The organism is Pseudomonas sp. LP_7_YM, assembly GCF_004364435.1.
GTDB lineage: Bacteria > Pseudomonadota > Gammaproteobacteria > Pseudomonadales > Pseudomonadaceae > Aquipseudomonas.
In genome coordinates this window covers 67,201-82,577 of record NZ_SOCT01000001.1, presented here as the reverse complement: position 1 = coordinate 82,577, position 15,377 = coordinate 67,201, and the positions used below count along the sequence as shown (strand labels likewise).

At 57.3% G+C, this 15,377-nt stretch carries 20 protein-coding genes; 7 read left to right on the top strand and 13 right to left on the bottom strand.

Translation table 11 applies throughout. The annotated features are described in order from the left end of the window. Nucleotides 1-72 precede the first annotated feature (72 nt). Nucleotides 73-504, top strand: coding sequence for a hypothetical protein (locus EC915_RS00435; RefSeq protein ID WP_133748561.1), 432 nt, complete (start codon nucleotides 73-75; stop codon nucleotides 502-504). On the opposite strand, the gene EC915_RS00430 is transcribed toward EC915_RS00435, so the two are convergent. The 6 genes from EC915_RS00430 to EC915_RS00400 form a co-directional block, all read right to left on the bottom strand. Continuing rightward, entirely contained in the window at nucleotides 488-2,092 is a 1,605-nt protein-coding gene (locus tag EC915_RS00430) for an IS66 family transposase (RefSeq protein ID WP_133748560.1), read from the bottom strand. The two genes, EC915_RS00435 and EC915_RS00430, sit on opposite strands and share 17 nt — an antisense overlap. A gap of 61 nt (nucleotides 2,093-2,153) precedes the next feature. Further along, entirely contained in the window at nucleotides 2,154-2,489 is a 336-nt protein-coding gene (tnpB, locus tag EC915_RS25065) for an IS66 family insertion sequence element accessory protein TnpB (RefSeq protein WP_133748559.1), read from the bottom strand. Then, nucleotides 2,486-2,806 (bottom strand): transposase, encoded by a 321-nt coding sequence (locus EC915_RS00420; RefSeq protein WP_133748558.1) that lies wholly within the window; start codon nucleotides 2,804-2,806, stop codon nucleotides 2,486-2,488. Before EC915_RS00420 ends, tnpB begins: the two co-directional genes overlap by 4 nt. 224 nt (nucleotides 2,807-3,030) lie before the next feature. Continuing rightward, entirely contained in the window at nucleotides 3,031-3,222 is a 192-nt protein-coding gene (locus EC915_RS00410) for a PLDc N-terminal domain-containing protein (protein ID WP_133748557.1), read from the bottom strand. Between the two features lie 135 nt (nucleotides 3,223-3,357). Next, nucleotides 3,358-3,882, bottom strand: a complete 525-nt coding sequence (locus tag EC915_RS00405; RefSeq protein WP_133748556.1) for a hypothetical protein — start codon at nucleotides 3,880-3,882, stop codon at nucleotides 3,358-3,360. Nucleotides 3,883-3,984: 102 nt separating this feature from the next. After that, nucleotides 3,985-4,521: an ankyrin repeat domain-containing protein gene (locus EC915_RS00400; RefSeq protein ID WP_133748555.1), complete on the bottom strand. Its 537-nt coding sequence runs from the start codon at nucleotides 4,519-4,521 to the stop codon at nucleotides 3,985-3,987. Nucleotides 4,522-4,969: 448 nt separating this feature from the next. Here EC915_RS00400 and EC915_RS00395 point away from each other — a divergent pair, with 448 nt between their 5' ends. After that, nucleotides 4,970-5,248 (top strand): DUF3509 domain-containing protein, encoded by a 279-nt coding sequence (locus EC915_RS00395; protein WP_133748554.1) that lies wholly within the window; start codon nucleotides 4,970-4,972, stop codon nucleotides 5,246-5,248. 132 nt (nucleotides 5,249-5,380) lie between these two features. Here the strand turns inward: EC915_RS00395 and EC915_RS00390 are convergent, their stop codons facing one another. From EC915_RS00390 to aroC, 4 genes are all read right to left on the bottom strand, one after another. Next, nucleotides 5,381-6,097: a LuxR family transcriptional regulator gene (locus EC915_RS00390; RefSeq protein ID WP_133748553.1), complete on the bottom strand. Its 717-nt coding sequence runs from the start codon at nucleotides 6,095-6,097 to the stop codon at nucleotides 5,381-5,383. Between the two features lie 328 nt (nucleotides 6,098-6,425). After that, nucleotides 6,426-6,971, bottom strand: coding sequence for an acireductone dioxygenase (locus EC915_RS00385; protein ID WP_133748552.1), 546 nt, complete (start codon nucleotides 6,969-6,971; stop codon nucleotides 6,426-6,428). Nucleotides 6,972-7,080: 109 nt separating this feature from the next. After that, nucleotides 7,081-8,229, bottom strand: coding sequence for an MFS transporter (locus EC915_RS00380; RefSeq protein ID WP_133748551.1), 1,149 nt, complete (start codon nucleotides 8,227-8,229; stop codon nucleotides 7,081-7,083). Nucleotides 8,230-8,266: 37 nt separating this feature from the next. Beyond that, a complete protein-coding gene (gene aroC / locus EC915_RS00375; protein WP_133748550.1) occupies nucleotides 8,267-9,358 on the bottom strand; it encodes a chorismate synthase in 1,092 nt (363 codons plus the stop codon). A 131-nt stretch (nucleotides 9,359-9,489) separates the two neighbouring features. Between aroC and EC915_RS00370 the strand changes: the two genes are divergently transcribed. Then, complete coding sequence (locus EC915_RS00370; protein ID WP_133748549.1) at nucleotides 9,490-10,485, top strand: alpha/beta hydrolase; 996 nt, start codon at nucleotides 9,490-9,492, stop codon at nucleotides 10,483-10,485. 198 nt (nucleotides 10,486-10,683) lie between these two features. Further along, nucleotides 10,684-11,484, top strand: coding sequence for a hypothetical protein (locus EC915_RS00365; protein ID WP_133748548.1), 801 nt, complete (start codon nucleotides 10,684-10,686; stop codon nucleotides 11,482-11,484). Between the two features lie 140 nt (nucleotides 11,485-11,624). Here the strand turns inward: EC915_RS00365 and prmB are convergent, their stop codons facing one another. Further along, nucleotides 11,625-12,533, bottom strand: a complete 909-nt coding sequence (gene prmB / locus EC915_RS00360) for a 50S ribosomal protein L3 N(5)-glutamine methyltransferase (RefSeq protein ID WP_133748547.1) — start codon at nucleotides 12,531-12,533, stop codon at nucleotides 11,625-11,627. 252 nt (nucleotides 12,534-12,785) lie between these two features. Here prmB and EC915_RS00355 point away from each other — a divergent pair, with 252 nt between their 5' ends. The 3 genes from EC915_RS00355 to EC915_RS00345 all read left to right on the top strand — a co-directional run bounded on the left by EC915_RS00355 (nucleotide 12,786) and on the right by EC915_RS00345 (nucleotide 14,622). Beyond that, on the top strand, nucleotides 12,786-13,412 hold the full coding sequence (locus EC915_RS00355; protein ID WP_133748546.1) for a cysteine hydrolase family protein: 627 nt from the start codon (nucleotides 12,786-12,788) through the stop codon (nucleotides 13,410-13,412). Between the two features lie 236 nt (nucleotides 13,413-13,648). After that, entirely contained in the window at nucleotides 13,649-13,969 is a 321-nt protein-coding gene (locus tag EC915_RS00350; RefSeq protein WP_133748545.1) for a hypothetical protein, read from the top strand. Between the two features lie 92 nt (nucleotides 13,970-14,061). Further along, entirely contained in the window at nucleotides 14,062-14,622 is a 561-nt protein-coding gene (locus EC915_RS00345; RefSeq protein WP_133748544.1) for a Smr/MutS family protein, read from the top strand. Between the two features lie 89 nt (nucleotides 14,623-14,711). Here the strand turns inward: EC915_RS00345 and EC915_RS24730 are convergent, their stop codons facing one another. Both EC915_RS24730 and EC915_RS00335 read right to left on the bottom strand, forming a co-directional pair. Beyond that, nucleotides 14,712-14,885: a hypothetical protein gene (locus EC915_RS24730; RefSeq protein WP_166650889.1), complete on the bottom strand. Its 174-nt coding sequence runs from the start codon at nucleotides 14,883-14,885 to the stop codon at nucleotides 14,712-14,714. A gap of 199 nt (nucleotides 14,886-15,084) precedes the next feature. After that, nucleotides 15,085-15,303 carry a hypothetical protein gene (locus EC915_RS00335; protein ID WP_133748543.1) on the bottom strand — a complete coding sequence of 73 codons (219 nt, stop codon included), beginning with the start codon at nucleotides 15,301-15,303 and terminating at the stop codon, nucleotides 15,085-15,087. Nucleotides 15,304-15,377: the final 74 nt, after the last annotated feature.

Genomic DNA, 15,377 nt, shown 5'->3' with positions numbered 1-15,377 from the left:
CTTCGGGCAAGAAATGTAGGTTGTACCAGTCGGCCTAACATTCACACAAACACGTCGTTTAGCAGGAGCTACATGGACGAGCTAAGAGTTTTCAGCAACACTCACTGGATAGTGACTCATCGGCGAGACTCACGTTACGACGGGTATTTGATAATTTCATCTGAAGAGACTGCTTCAGGTCTCAGCGATTTGAGCGACGAAGCAATGTCATCTCTCGGTTTGGTGATGAAAACCTCGGAGCGTCTGCTGGCAAAGGTGTATTCCCCCTACAAAGTAATGTTCTACAAATTGGGATTTTCTCCTGGTTTCAGCGCACATTTTCATGTCGCTCCAGTCTCCGAAGACCTGCTCGCAGAGATATCAAAACATCCCGGTTATTCCGACAATCCTGACGGTAATGACGCAATTGTTTTTCTAAGTCGAGAATACTGTGAAAGACCTCTTACCGCTGGCGAAGCAGAAAAACAGCTTTCGGCGGTTCATTTGCTCAGGGCCTCTCTGTGACTAACATACTTTCGCGTGGGTAGGCGGATACCCACTTGTGCGGTAGCAGTTGCTCGATTTCACTTAACCGCTGCGTCGGCAGGCGCGTGAGCACATCTTTTAGATAGGCGTACGGATCATGACCATTCAGCCGCGCTGACTCGATCAAACTCATGATCGCCGCAGCCCGTTTTCCGCTGCGCAGCGATCCGGCGAAGAGCCAGTTCTTACGCCCAAGAGCCCACGGTCGAATCTGGTTCTCGGCCCAGTTGTTGTCAATGGGAACGGCGCCGTCATCAAGGTAGCGCGACAGCGCTGCCCAGCGTTTCAAGCTGTAATCGAGTGCCCTACTGATAGCCGAACCTTCGGGCACAGCAGCACGCTGGGCGATCATCCACCCATGCAACCTAGTCATCACCGGCACGGCTTTTTCTTGCCGTATTCGGCACCGTAAATCCGGCTCCAGGTCGCGCACTTCACTTTCGATTTCGTAAAGCAACTGGATGTAGCGTAGGGCTTGCTCGGCGAGCATGCTCTTGTTGGTGGCGTGCAATTCGAAGAATTTGCGCCTGGCATGGGCCATGCAGCCGATTTCGGTCACGCCGAGTTCGAAACTCGCCTTGTAACCGCCAAAATCGTCGCAGACCAGCTTGCCTTTCCAGCCGTGCAGGAAGTTACGAGCATGCTCACCAGCGCGGCTCGGGCTGAAGTCGTAGACAACAGCAGCTGTTTCGCAGAACTGGCTGGTGGCGTACGCCCAAACATAAGAACGGTGGGTTTTCTTCGAGCCCGGAGCGAGCATTTGTACCGGTGTTTCGTCCGCGTGCACGACCTGTTGTCCGATCACCACGTCACGCAGGGCATCGACCAGGGGCTGCAACTGTACGCCTGTCATGCCAACCCACTGAGCCAGTGTCGAACGGGGAATCGCCAAGCCTGCTCGACCGAAAATCGATTCCTGACGGTAAAGCGGCAGATGATCAGCAAACTTCGCGACCATAACGTGGGCAAGCAACCCGGCAGTCGGGATGCCCTTGTCGATAACTTGCGCAGGTACCGGCGCCTGGATCAGTGTTTCGCAGTCATCGCACACCCACTTGCCACGAATATGGCGCTCGACGGTAAACAAGCCCGGCGTGTAGTCCAGTTTCTCGCTGACATCTTCACCGATGCGCTTGAGGGCGCAGCCGCATGGGCAGTGGGTGTTGTCCGGTTCGTGATGGATAAACGTGCGTGGAAACTCCGTCGGTAAGGCCGTGCGCTTGGGTTTTTGCTTTTTCTCGGTCGCAACGGGCGCTATTTGTAAGGCGTGAAGCTCGGCCTCAATCGCTGCGATATCGGTATCGATCAGGTCATCCAGCAGGCTCGCCTGCTCAGGGTTCATTTGCTCGCTGCGCTTGGCAAACTTCAAACGCTTGAGCTGTGCGATCTCGTGGGTCAGCTTTTCGATCAGTGTTTGATCCCGATTGATCTTCTTGCCCATCGTTTCAACCGTCTTGCTCATGGTCTCAACCGTATGACCCATGGTCTCGACTTGGGACAGCAATTGCGCAGCGAATGCACGCAGTTGGTCGGGGGTCATTTGAGCGAGATCGGGCGAGGGAGTCATGGCGCGGATTTTACCAAAGCACGCCATCCTCTACAGCAAACCGAGCCATTAATTACGGTTTTTAAAGCAACGTAATTGCAGCGCTAACGCCAACACGCTGCCAAGGCAGGCCGAGTACCAAGGCCTGGAGCTGCTCGGTATCCAACTGCACTTCGCTGCCTTGTCGAACGCCTGCCCAGTGGAACTTTCCCTGGTTCAATCGACGTGCCGCCAACCAGACGCCAATCCCATCGTGTACCAGCACTTTCATCCGAGTGGCGCGGCGATTGGCGAATAGATAGGCGCAGTGCGGCTTCGCCGCACCGAACACCGCGACCACCCTGGCCAGCGCGGCTTCAGTGCCAGCGCGCATATCCATGGGTTCGGTGGCGAGCCAGATGGCATCGATGCGGATCATCGCAACAGCTCTTTAAGGAATGCGGCGCAGGCAGTAGCACTTTCAGTCGGCCAGTTCACTTTGACGGTGCCGTGCGGGTGCAGAATTTCAACGCTGATATTCGCAGATCCTTGCGCCACCGATTGCATAGGCACCGGGACAAATGCAGGTTGAAGCGCCATGCTGTTCTGCGTTTTCATCCGGATCCACTTGTGGACCAGGTTTGCGTTGAGGCTATGACTGAGGGCGACGCTGGCAATCGAGGCTCCGGGCTGGGCGCACTCTTGAATGACCTGGGCTTTGAAGGATTTGGAATACGAACGGCGTGTCGGCTTCATGAAATACCCGCTTAAAAGGCTAGAACTGGTGCCCACCTAAATTTAAGTGCACACCATGTCCTGACTTGTCGGGATTGGGTAGATGACTTGGCCGGACGCATACGTTGTTTGAACCCGCCTCTAATATTTTCTTACAAAACCCTTAATGCACTGTGGCGGACAAAAAAACGCCTGATCGCTGGCAAGCCGATCAGGCGCTGATGTTCTGAAGCCCAAGCGACGGTCTAGATTCGAACGTTGCCTCGTGGACCTGCGATGGCCCAGATGATCAGGCCGAGCACCGGCAGCAGTACGATGAGCAATACCCAAAGGATCTTCATCCCGGTTTCGGCACTGCTCTTCAAGACGTTAATGATGGCCCAGATGTCGAGGGCCAGAATGATCAGTCCAACCAGACCATTGAAGGTGGAACCCATGGTGTCGCTCCTTATTGAAGGCTTGCCCAGTTAGGAGTGGTGACGCTTGGCGAGGGTTCCGTGGGTCGGATGGGATATTTGCAGGGGCTGAATCGGCCATCGCACTCTCTGTAATCGCCACTGGCGGGACAAAATTCAGGACTGCGCCTTCAGCGCCTCCAGCGCGGGCATGATGAAAATGCCCAATTCAATGCCCAGTTCCATCACCCTCTGTTGGGCATTGCCGTACACCAGCACTGCCTGCAACTCGTCATCCAGAGGCTCGCTCAAACCCATCAACATGTAGCCGCCCATTTCCTTGTTCATGCTTGCGAGCTGAATCTGGATCCGGTTCAACGCAGTCAAGGCTTCGACCTTGGCCAGTTGCTTGGGCTTGATATTGAAAGCCACGCCCGGCCCGAACGACGCAGTAATTGCGCTAAGCAGGTCCATATAGGTATCGGCCTGGAACAATACTGTTTCCGGAAGGCTACCCACCACCACCCACTCGCCCAGCGGGATCGGGAAGGTGTCGTCGTAATTGACGTCGGGATTGGCAGTCAGAAAAGCATCCGGGTCGGCATAAGCCTGTGCTGCTTCGTCGGCAATCCTTTCGATTTCACCGTCGCTCATGCAACCGGAGCTGATCTTGCTGATGAATTCGATGAGTGAGGCTTTCATGGCGTTGTAATCCGGCGAAAAAAACAAGCGCGAAGGATAGCCGGAAATCCTGCGCGCCTCCACGGATTCACCTTACAGTGCAACCACTCTCGCTATCCGGATTCAAACGCCCAGACGGGTGAGTTGCTCGGCGGTTTCAATAGCGCCCATGGTCTGTGCAGCCATCAGCGGCGTCACACCCTTGGCATCCTGAATATGCGGGTTAGCACCTTTTGAAATGAGGTAGTCGACGATTGCAGTACGGTTGAACATTGCCGCCATCATCAGCGCTGTGCGTCCGTCGGCTGATGCGCCTTCGACCTCTGCCCCGGCGTCTACCAGAAGTTTCACCACTTCCAGATCCCCTTTGAAAGCGGCACCGGCGATCGGGCTCTGGCCGTTATCGTTACGAATCTCGGGGTCCGCCTTGTGCTTGAGCAAGACGTTAACTGCCTCCTGATGACCGTGATAACTGGCCAGCATCAGCAAGGTGTCGCCCTTGTGATTGCGCAGGTTGGGGGTCAAGCCGTTTTCCAGCAGACGATCCAGCATCGAGGCGTCGCCTGCCCTGGCGCGGTCAAATACTTGCTCGGCAAACTCCAGCGCTTCCTCGTCCGACATGCGGGTCGCAGTCCCAGGGGTTTTCGGTATATCGGACATTCAATCTCTCCTGTAGCGCCGCACATAGGCACACGTGAACAATCATTTGCTGCGGAAAATCTCAGAGGCTCGCACAGAGGGGCAAGTTCCCCTGATCCCGCAAACAATGGCAATCAGCAGTTTCGTCTTGTCAGAAACGATTTTTGAGAACCCTCACAGCAGCAGCCGCTTGCTAGACCCCGAAAAAATCACCGCCACTGCAGGAGATTATCCAGCCTGTCGCTGTCTGAGATTTCAGCACCCTCCCCCTGGCTAAACCTCCTTCCTCTTCCTACTCCGGCAAAATGCAGGACACCTGCGGGGCATTCTTGCAAATTGCACGAAACAAAAATCGCTTCAAAAATATAACTCTTTGATTTTTAAGCATTTTTTTAGAAATTCATTACTGGCACAGTCACTGCACTAGTCCTACCAAGCTTGTAATCACTGAGCAATGGAGCCGCTAGACATGACTTTCATCCAAGAAAAATTCGCGTCCGTATTTTCCGATTTCGAAGTCAACACCCAGCCTCGTCCAGATGGTGGCGTGCTGCTGTCGTTGCGTAACGGTGAAGGCAAACAGATGCGTCGTTCAATTTCCTACGCTCAGTTGCACACACCTGTACAACTTGAGTGGGTCATCAGCGCGATCCGCCGTGACTTGGCAGCACAAGCCAGTGAGCTGCCCGCGATCTCGATGTTGCAAAGTCAGCACCGATTCGACTTGCCGACCTACCACACTCGGTAATTTCAGTTCTGTGCACCACCCAAGCATCCCCTGATTTGAGACCGCGACAGTGCCTTGCACCGTCGCGTTTCTTTGTACACAGTTGCCCACGCATGGGGGCCGCGTCGTCGGCGACCGGCGATCACGGTCTGATTATTGAATGATGCCCCGGCAGAGCGCCTCTCCTACTGCCTGGGCGCGGTTGGTCACGCCAAGCTTGGCGTAAATGCTTTTGAAATGGTGTTTGACCGTGGCTTCCGAAACATCCTTGATCACAGCAATCTCCCAGGCGGTCTTGCCCTCTCTGGCCCATTTGAGAATTTCCAGCTCCTTGCCGGTCAAGGCGCGGGTCTGAAACTGCCTGCCCTTTCCGGCGACATGCAGCATCGGCACCAGGCTGGTCAGCAGGTAACGATCGTTATGGCTGAGCGGCCGTTGCATTTCATTGAGAGAACAGACGGTGACAACGCCACGGTTGGCGCGGGTCTCGCTGGTATAGCCATATGAAAGAGCGGGCAGCAACTGGCAGTCTGCAACAGCGGCCATATAGGCGGCAGAGGGAGGGTAGGTATTAAATGCCTCCTCCCAATCGAGAAAACCCAGGTTGTGGCGGAAACAGCGAATCACCGGGTCCTCGATCATCAGGCGCCCCTGCCCATAGAGGTCCTTCCAATAACTGTCGACATTGGACGTGATGCAACTGAGCAACATGCCTTCGCGGTATTGATAAAGCATGGCGCGGGCGCAGCCACACTCCGCTCTGAGCCAGTCGAGTGCATTGATGATCGCCGCACTTGCGTCTTGCTCGGTAATGCTGCTGATCATTTGCTCAATCAACGGGCTCAGCGTCCCTGTTTGTACGTTTTTCATCTTCCCCTCCGTTCAAAAAACGTCCTGCGTCGTCCCTGGTGCTCTTTAGAGTTTTATGTTGATTACGGCCACCGGGCGCGCAAAGTCCTGCATTAAAATTGAAGGGCAACGCGCGGCCGATCGCCGTCAGGCTCCGACGGGCTAAGGGTTACACAGTCCAGAGGGGTTAAACATAACGGTGAAAACAAACAGGCATGCCTGACCTGTAAACAGGCCTCTTCCCACAAAAGAACCAAAACCTGCTTACATTTTTGATGATTTGGAAACAAAACGGCCGCTGTCAGTGACTGCCGCCGTGGGCAGAACGTTGGCGAGCCCCCTTGCCGAATCAGTCATCCATGCGCGCAAACCGACTGGCGATTTGCTCCCCGGTCGCTTTCGCCACTTGGCCGCTCGAGTGACTGAACAAGCGAATCGCAACCACGCGCGGATTTTCACCCACGTCGAACCACCGACGCGTTTGTGCAGGCACGAAGATCAGATCGTTTTTTTCACACAACACGGCATATACGAAATCGCCGATGCGCAAGGAGTAAAGTCCACGCCCGGCGACGAAAAAACGTGACTCGTGCGCATCGTGGCGGTGCTCATCGAGAAAGCCCGCGACCAGCGAGTTTTGCTCCGGGTTATGGCCGTCGACGCTGATGACGTCGGCTGCCACATGACCGTGCCGGGTCATCAATTTATCGATTTGCTGGCGATAGGCACCGATGACATCATCCTGCCCCGCACCGGCCACGATCGGACTGGCTGCTGGAAGGCGTTCGAAGCCGATGCCTTGCTCGGCAAGCGTCGAAGCGATGTCTTCGAAATGGGTCAATACCTTGCTCGGCAATTCCGGCGAGGCCACAGGATAGACGTAAAGAATGCTCATTGCGGGGTTCCTCGGTTCAATCGCTCAATAACGCGGCGCTGGGCCGAGAGCGGGTTCATTCGGGCATCGACAAGGTGAATTTTCGACGGTTTACCGCCAGCGTGTGGGATTACGGGCGCTCCTCTTTCAGGCACAGGGTCGCCAGAATCGCAGCCGTCAATGCAGCGACGCTGGCGATAGCGAAGGTCCATCCCGATCCCAGTCCGTTCCAGCTGTAACCGGAATACAGGGCACCAACCGCGCCGCCTGTCCCGGACAAAGCGGCATACAAGGCCTGCCCCTGGCCTTGCTGGCGCGGGCCGAAGCTACGTTGCAGAAAATGGATGGCGGCCGCATGGAAACTGCCGAATGTCGCTGCATGTAGCAGTTGGGCGAAGATCAGCACTGGCAGATGATCGGCGAAGCAACCCAGCAGCAACCAGCGCAGCGACGCCAGGACGAAGCTGGCGATGAGCACGTGACGCACGCTGAATCGCTGCAGGATGCGGCTCATGGCCATGAACATCAGTACTTCGGCGGACACGCCCACTGCCCAGAGCAGACCAATGATCGCGCGGCTGTAGCCAAGGTGCTCAAGGTGCAAGGTGAGGAAGGTGTAATAAGGACCGTGACTTAGCTGCATCAACGCCACACAGAGGTAAAAAACCAATACCCCGGGGCTGGACAATTGCTTCAAAAAGCCCTCGCCTGCCACATGCCTCGTCGTCGACAAAGGCTGCGCATTAGGCACCCACCAGCTACTGGCAACGATGCCGGCCATGATCACCAGCAATGCCTGCGGGTACAGATCGAGGCTGAACCACTCGAACAGACGGCCCAATCCCACCACCGTCAGGATGAAACCGATGGAGCCCCACAGGCGAATCTGACTGTAACGCGCGGTCTGTCCTTGCAAATGCGCGAGGGTGATGATCTCGAACTGTGGCAACACCGCGTGCCAGAAAAAGGCGTGCAGCGCCATGACCATGGCCAGCCAGGCGTAGGACTTATCGACGAGAATCAGCGCGAAGCACGCCAGGGTGCAGACGGCACCAACGCGAACAATGGTAAGACGGCGGCCGGTGTAGTCACCCAGCCAGCCCCAGATGTTCGGGGCCACGCAACGCATCAGCATGGGGATGGCCACTAACTCCCCGATCCGGGCACTGGCGAACCCCAGGTGATTGAAGTAAAGCGCCAGAAAAGGCGCCGTCGAGCCGAGCAGGGCGAAATAGAAAACGTAGAAGCTGGACAATCGCCAGTACGGTAGCGCCGCCACGCTCAAATGTCCGTGGCAGCGTTGCCCGATTGCAGCATTACAGCTGGCCCAGAACCGGCGTAGTGACCCGCACGTCCAGGTTTTGTCCGCGATGACGCAGCAAGTGGTCGAGCAGCACGATAGCCATCATGGCTTCTGCGATCGGAGTGGCGCGAATGCCTACGCACGGGTCGTGACGTCCCTTGGTGATCACCTCGGCCGGATTGCCATTGATGTCGATGGAGCGGCCCGGCGTGGTGATGCTCGAAGTGGCTTTCAACGCCAGATGCGCGACGATAGGCTGGCCCGACGAAATCCCGCCGAGAATGCCGCCAGCGTTATTCGAGACAAAACCTTCGGGGGTCATTTCGTCGCGATGCTCGGTACCGCGCTGAGCGACGCTGGCGAAGCCGGCGCCGATCTCGATGCCCTTGACTGCGTTGATGCTCATCAGCGCATGGGCCAGCTCGGCATCCAGACGATCGAAGATCGGCTCACCCAGGCCGGGCATTACGCCGTCAGCGACGACAGTAATCTTCGCACCCACCGAGTCCTGATCACGACGCAACTGATCCATGTAGCCTTCCAGCTCGGGCACCTTGTCGGGGTCGGGGCTGAAAAAAGCGTTCTGCTCCACCGACTCCCAGGTCTTGAACGGGATCTGTATCGGCCCAAGCTGGCTCATGTAGCCGCGCACGGTAATGCCCTGGCTGAGCAAGTATTTCTTGGCGATGGCGCCCGCCGCGACCCGCATGGCGGTTTCACGCGCCGAACTGCGACCACCACCACGGTAGTCGCGGATACCGTATTTATGGTGATAGGTGTAGTCGGCGTGGGCCGGACGAAACAGATCCTTGATCTGCGAGTAGTCCTTGGATTTCTGGTCGGTGTTGCGGATCAGCAGGCCAATGGAAGCACCCGTGGTCTTGCCTTCAAATACGCCGGAGAGGATTTCGACTTCATCGGCCTCCTGCCGCTGGGTAGTGTGACGGCTGGTACCGGGCTTGCGGCGGTCCAGGTCACGCTGCAGGTCTGCCACAGACAGCTCGACACCCGGCGGGCAGCCATCGACAATGGCGACCAGCGCTGGCCCATGGCTTTCGCCGGCGGTGGTGACAGAGAACAGCTTGCCTAAGGTATTGCCGGACATGCGGGAGGCTCCGAGAAATCGACCAAAAAACACGAGGGCGCCAGTATACGCAGGGTGAACGCCTATATCACGCGCGAACCTTATTCGATTGGCTGCGTCCAATTTCACACTTTATTGATGATGGCCTTGCGATGCTACGTGGTATGTCCCTGATTTGCGGCTTGATGCCGCTGCGAGTAATCGCTTTGACCCTCACTCTGCTCTCCTCACTCGCGAATGCGGGTACACCGGTCGTGCTTCAGCGCCCTATCTCCCTGGATACCGGGACAGGGGAGTTGTTCGGCACTTTGCTGCTGCCCAAATCGAAGAATCCGGTGCCTGTGGTGCTGATCATTGCCGGCTCCGGCCCCACTGATCGTGACGGCAATAACCCGGATGGCGGGCGTAATGACAGCATGAAGCGTCTGGCGCTGATTCTGGCCAGGCACAACATCGCCAGCGTGCGCTACGACAAGCGCGGCGTAGCGGCCAGCCGGCCGGCAACGCCGGATGAACGCAACCTGAGCATCGAAAAGTACGTGGATGATGCCGTGGCCTGGAGCGAACAGCTCAAGGCTGACCCGCGGCTGGGCCAGTTGATTCTCATGGGCCACAGCGAGGGTGCATTGGTGGCTTCCCTGGCCGCCGAACGCGCAGGGGCTGTAGCGCTGATCTCCGTCGCCGGCACCGGGCGTCCGGTGGATCAGGTCGTGCGCGGACAATTGCAAGACCGCCTCCCGCCGGCTCTTCTGGCCCGCAGCGAGCAATTGATCGAAGAGATCAAGGCCGGTAAAACCGATGACAACGTGCCCGAGCCGTTGCAGGTGGTCTTTCGCCCCAGTGTGCAGCCCTACCTGATCTCGCTGTTCCGACAGAATCCGGCGGCTGCGTTTGGCAAGTTGAAAATTCCGACCCTGATCCTGCAGGGGCGCAATGACATGCAGGTCGGGGTGGGTGATGCCGAGTTGCTGCATCAGGCAAAACCGGATTCGCAATTGGCGATCATTGATGGCATGAATCACGTGCTGCGTATCGTGCCGATGGACATCAAGCGCCAGTTGGCCTCCTATAAGGATCCGCAACTGCCGCTGGCCAGTGAGCTGTCCGACCGGATCCTCAAGTTCATCGGTTCGGTGCCTGCGGCCTGAACCCATCCCTTTGCGGGAGTGGGCCACTCACTCTCGCAGAGGACACAGGGCAGTCTGCCGCCTGCGTATCTGGAAAAACCCACTCCCTTCAAGTTGTCTTTGCACCCACGCTTCCTCCCTTCAGATTCGTCGTTAACGGTCGATAACGGGTTGCCGGCATTGTGTTTGCCGAGCAATGTGGATAACAGGATCGCCGTGATGACAGAAGCCAGTATGCAAACCGAAGCGGTCGCCACGGCCGACGCCAAAGAGGGTGAGGTCGCAGCGCCGGTATTGTGGGAAGAGGTCCAGGCCGAGCATTTTTCGATGCTGCGTCTTTCGCCTCTGCCGACGGACCGCGCTACGGGTGGACGACCCCTGCGTTTTGTCGAGTTTGGTCGGGCGGAGCGCAACAATAAGGAGTTCAGCCTTCTGCGCATGAGCTACCACCTGCCGGGGCAAAAAACCCGCAAAGAGCAGAATAATCTGGATGTCTGGGTCGACCATGCCAATCGCGCGGTCCGCATCGGGCCCGAAGCCGGCTTGCAGATCGAACCATGGAACCGGGGCCTGGGCCGCTTCATGCTGGCTCAGGGTATTCATTGGGCGCAGAAACGCTGGTCCGAGTACCGTATCGAGGGCATCGCCCTTGCCAACAAGGACGCGCTCAACGAAGACACCCGCATGCGCCGCGATCACTTCCTCAAGACTCAAGGTCTGGAAGTGGTCTACGCCGACGCCCAACACCTCAAAGGCACTGTCAAAGGGGCCAAAGTCGGTAATCTGAACAACACCTGGAACACCGACAAGGTGCAAATCGTCGAAATTATCGAAGCCGCGCAGATGTTGCAGCACGCAGAACAAAAGATTCAAGAACAGGAAATCACGATCAAGAAGACCGAAGACAAGGTCAACAAGTACCGCCGCGACGACAGCGGACTACGCTTTACCATAGCCTGCCTGGTGACCTTCGCAGTGTTTCAGGCAGGGTTGTTGATCTGGATTGCGACGCACCGCTAGCCTATTGGCGCATACACGCGAACCCCAGGCATACCGCAAGACCTGGGGGGAGCTTCTGAAGCTGTACGCGGTAGCGAACGCCGTCACCCATGGTTTTGCGACGCGCACGCGAGGGATCGCCGCAAGGGATGGGGCAAGAATTAAACCCGGGCGGCAAACACCGCCTGATGAGTGCGGCACTGCTCGGCCGTCAACATGAACACCCCGTGCCCACCACGCTGGAACTCGAGCCAGGCAAAGTCCACTTCCGGATACAGCGCTTGGACATGCACTTGGCTGTTGCCCACTTCAACGATCAGCAAGCCTTTCTCGCTCAGATGATCGGCCGCCTCGGCCAGCATCCTGCGCACCAGATTCAAACCATCATCGCCACATGCCAGCGCCAGTTCGGGCTCGTGCTGGTACTCGTCGGGCATGTCGGCGAAATCTTCGGCATCGACATAGGGCGGGTTGGAAATGATCAAGTCGAAACGCTGCCCCGGCAGTCCGTCGAAGCCGTCGCCCTGAACGGTGTAGACGCGTTCGTCCAGACCATGCCGTTCGATATTCTGATTGGCCACTTCCAGCGCCTCGAACGACAGGTCCGCCAGCGCCACTTCGGCATCCGCAAACACGTCGGCGCAGGCAATGCCGATGCAGCCTGAGCCGGTACACAAATCAAGAATTCGCGCTGGTTCGTTTGCCAGCCAGGGCTCGAAACGCTGCTCGATCAGCTCTCCGATAGGGGATCGCGGGATCAGCACACGGTCGTCGACGATAAATGACATGCCGCAAAACCAGGTCTCGCCGAGCAAATAAGCCGTCGGGATGCGCTCCTCGATGCGGCGTTTGATCAGGCGCTGCACCTTGACCAGTTCGTCATCTTCAAGGTTGCAATCCAGGTAGTTGTCGGAGATTTCCCAAGGCAGGTGCAGAGCGCCCAACACCAACTGGCGGGCTTCGTCCCAGGCGTTATCGGTACCGTGCCCGTAGAACAAGTCTTCTCCGTGAAAGCGGCTGACAGCCCAACGGATATGATCGCGCAGCGTGCGCAGGCGAGAAGTGATCACGGCAGACTCCTGGAAAAAACGACGGGCGATTCTAGCAGCCATTCACCCAACAAACGATGCCTGGACCTGACAGTGGCCGGGCCGTAGAAACTTTCCACAACCTTTGATCCGTTTTGCAGGCAATATGGCGGCACCCGCGACCTGCTCGACGGCTTGACGCCCGATAAAAAGCGACGCCTGTGAGCATTGAGATTCACAGAATCGCTCATCCCGTGGACAATGTGGCAAAAGCCCCACTCGAAGGAGCCCCAGATGTCTGTTCCAAACAACGGTCCGAAGACCATGTTTCAACTCAGTGGCCGTGAATACGCAGCGGCCACGTTGAGTAATGCCACACTGATCATCATCGACGCTCAGAAGGAATACCTCAGTGGCCCGCTGGCCCTGACCGGGGTTCAGGAAGCGATCGACAACATCGTAAAACTGGTCGACGCCGCTCGCCTCGCCAAATCGCCGATCATTCACGTCCGTCATCTGGGCACCGTCGGCGGCATGTTCGACCCGCAGGGCGAGCGCGGCAAATTCGTGCCGGAGCTGGAGCCCCAGGGCGATGAGATCATCATCGAAAAGCGCCTGCCCAATGCGTTGAACGGCACTCTCGCCACGGACGATCGCAAGCCCCTGCACAAACTGCTGCTCGAAGACCTGGGACGCCTGGATCTGGTGGTCTGCGGTTTCATGAGTCACTCCAGTGTCAGCACCACCGTGCGCGCGGCCAAGGACTACGGCTTCCGTTGCACCCTGGTCGAAGACGCCTGCGCCACTCGGGACCTGCCGGCCCCTCACGGCGTGATCAAGGCCGAACTCGTGCAGCAGGCAGAGATGGCGATCATGAACGACAACTTCGCTAAACTCGCCCTGACCAAAGACCTGATCTAACCGACCGACTCAGCAAGGAACTGCCCCCATGAACCGCTAAGCCTTGACCGCGCTTGGCACTCCAATCCCGGCAGTTCCTGAAGAAAACGCGTACAAATACAGTCATTTGTTTGTATGAACCGTCGTACATAACCACCTATCCGTTAAACACTCGTGTTTGCCTTCGAGCGCTGGCCGTACGGGAACCACCCAGGCGTAAGCGGGTCAGAGCGCCGATACCCATAGAGGAAATCGGGATGAAGATATCCGATGGTTTCGATGCCCGTCGCCTGCGCCCCAAAGGCCAGAGCAACTGGCGGATGCGCTTCGGCGCTGCACTGTCCGCAATTCTCGCAACCGCCGGTGTCCTGCTGGCCATGGCCGGCGCGGCCAGTCTGATCGGTCACCCGGCAGCATTGGGCGAACTCAACACCAGCCTCGCAGGAGCGGTAGTGATCATTGTCGCTGGCTTGTTCCTGCTCTACATCGGCGTCTGGCTCTGGCGCCGCAGCCGTCGGCGCCGCCGTCGTGCCAGCGAGCTGAACATGTCTCCGCATCTGATGAAGAAGCACGATTGACCCCTCCCTGGCGTCTTGCGCAGCCATTTGATGATTAGTCGCGCCGATCACGGCGTGACGTGGTTAAACTGGCGCCCTTCGCGGAGACCAGCATGCAAGACGACGATTTTTCCCTGTTCAGAAGTGAGATTCGCGGCGTAAAGCCGATAAAGACTGAGCACGCCGATGTAGGCAAACCCAAACCCGACCGTAAGAACTTGGCCGAGCTACGGCAGGCTGCCAGTGTGCGCTCAGACGCGACGATCACTGTGGATGGCCTGTCCGATCAATTCGTGATCGACGTAGGGCCGGAGGACACGCTGTCCTGGGCGCGCGATGGCGTTCAGGAAGGTCAGATGCGCAAGCTTAAGCTTGGGCAGATCAGTTTCGAAGGCAGCCTTGATCTACACGGCATGAGCGTGGAGTTGGCGCGGGAGACCATGTGGGCATTTCTGACTGAGGCAACCAGGCTGGAAGTTCGCTGCGTACGCATCACTCATGGCAAGGCTGTGCGCCTTGACGGCAAGCGGCCCATGATCAAAAGCCACGTCAATACCTGGCTGCGTCAGCATCAGCAGGTACTGGGTTTCACCTCGTGCCTGGCCAAACATGGCGGTGCGGGTGCAGTGTACGTAATGCTCAAACGCACCATGATGGAAGGCCGGGACGAGTAAACAGTGATCGAGCTATTTCAGGCAACGCTATGAGCTGCCGCGTTGGAAGCGAGCAACTCGCTCCCAACGCGTATTAAACAGGCTTGCAGTTAACGCGGACCGCCACCGCCACCGCCGCCAGGACCGCCACCTTCATAGTGACCCCCGCCGCCACCGCCGCCACCTCCATGTCCCCCACCACCTGGCCCCCAGAAAGGCCAGCAGCCCGACATGGCGGACATCACTGCGATCAGTACCGCGACTTTCGATATACGATTCAACATGCTGATTACTCTCTTCAAAACGGGTTCACGACAGGCGTTAACCACCTGCAACATCTGACATCGGCAGAGACGCAAACCGCGTCGTGACTTCGTACCCGCCATGTATCAGGGCTGATACGTACCTCCAGGCACGAGCAGTTAAGACGATGAATCCCTTATCCGGTTTTTTACAAAAACCCGTGACTGCCCCATGCAGCCTTTATGCAAACCGCGGCAGTTGTTTTGACCGGCTTCCATACGCTTGGCCATAAATATATTTTCGCCATTTCAGAAAAGCTTTCTGTTGACGCACGACAGCTTCGTTCCATTCCTCGCTGCCCAGCAATTCGATAGGTAGGGCCATCATCCATGCCGTTGCGTGATTCAACTCACACAACAAATCGGGCGCATTCACCATATCTTTCTTGTAAGGACGCATAGGACTCCGGCTCTTGTTAAGTGCAAGTGGGACTGCAAAAAGAGCGAAATGTGCCAAACCTCCGACCGATGGCT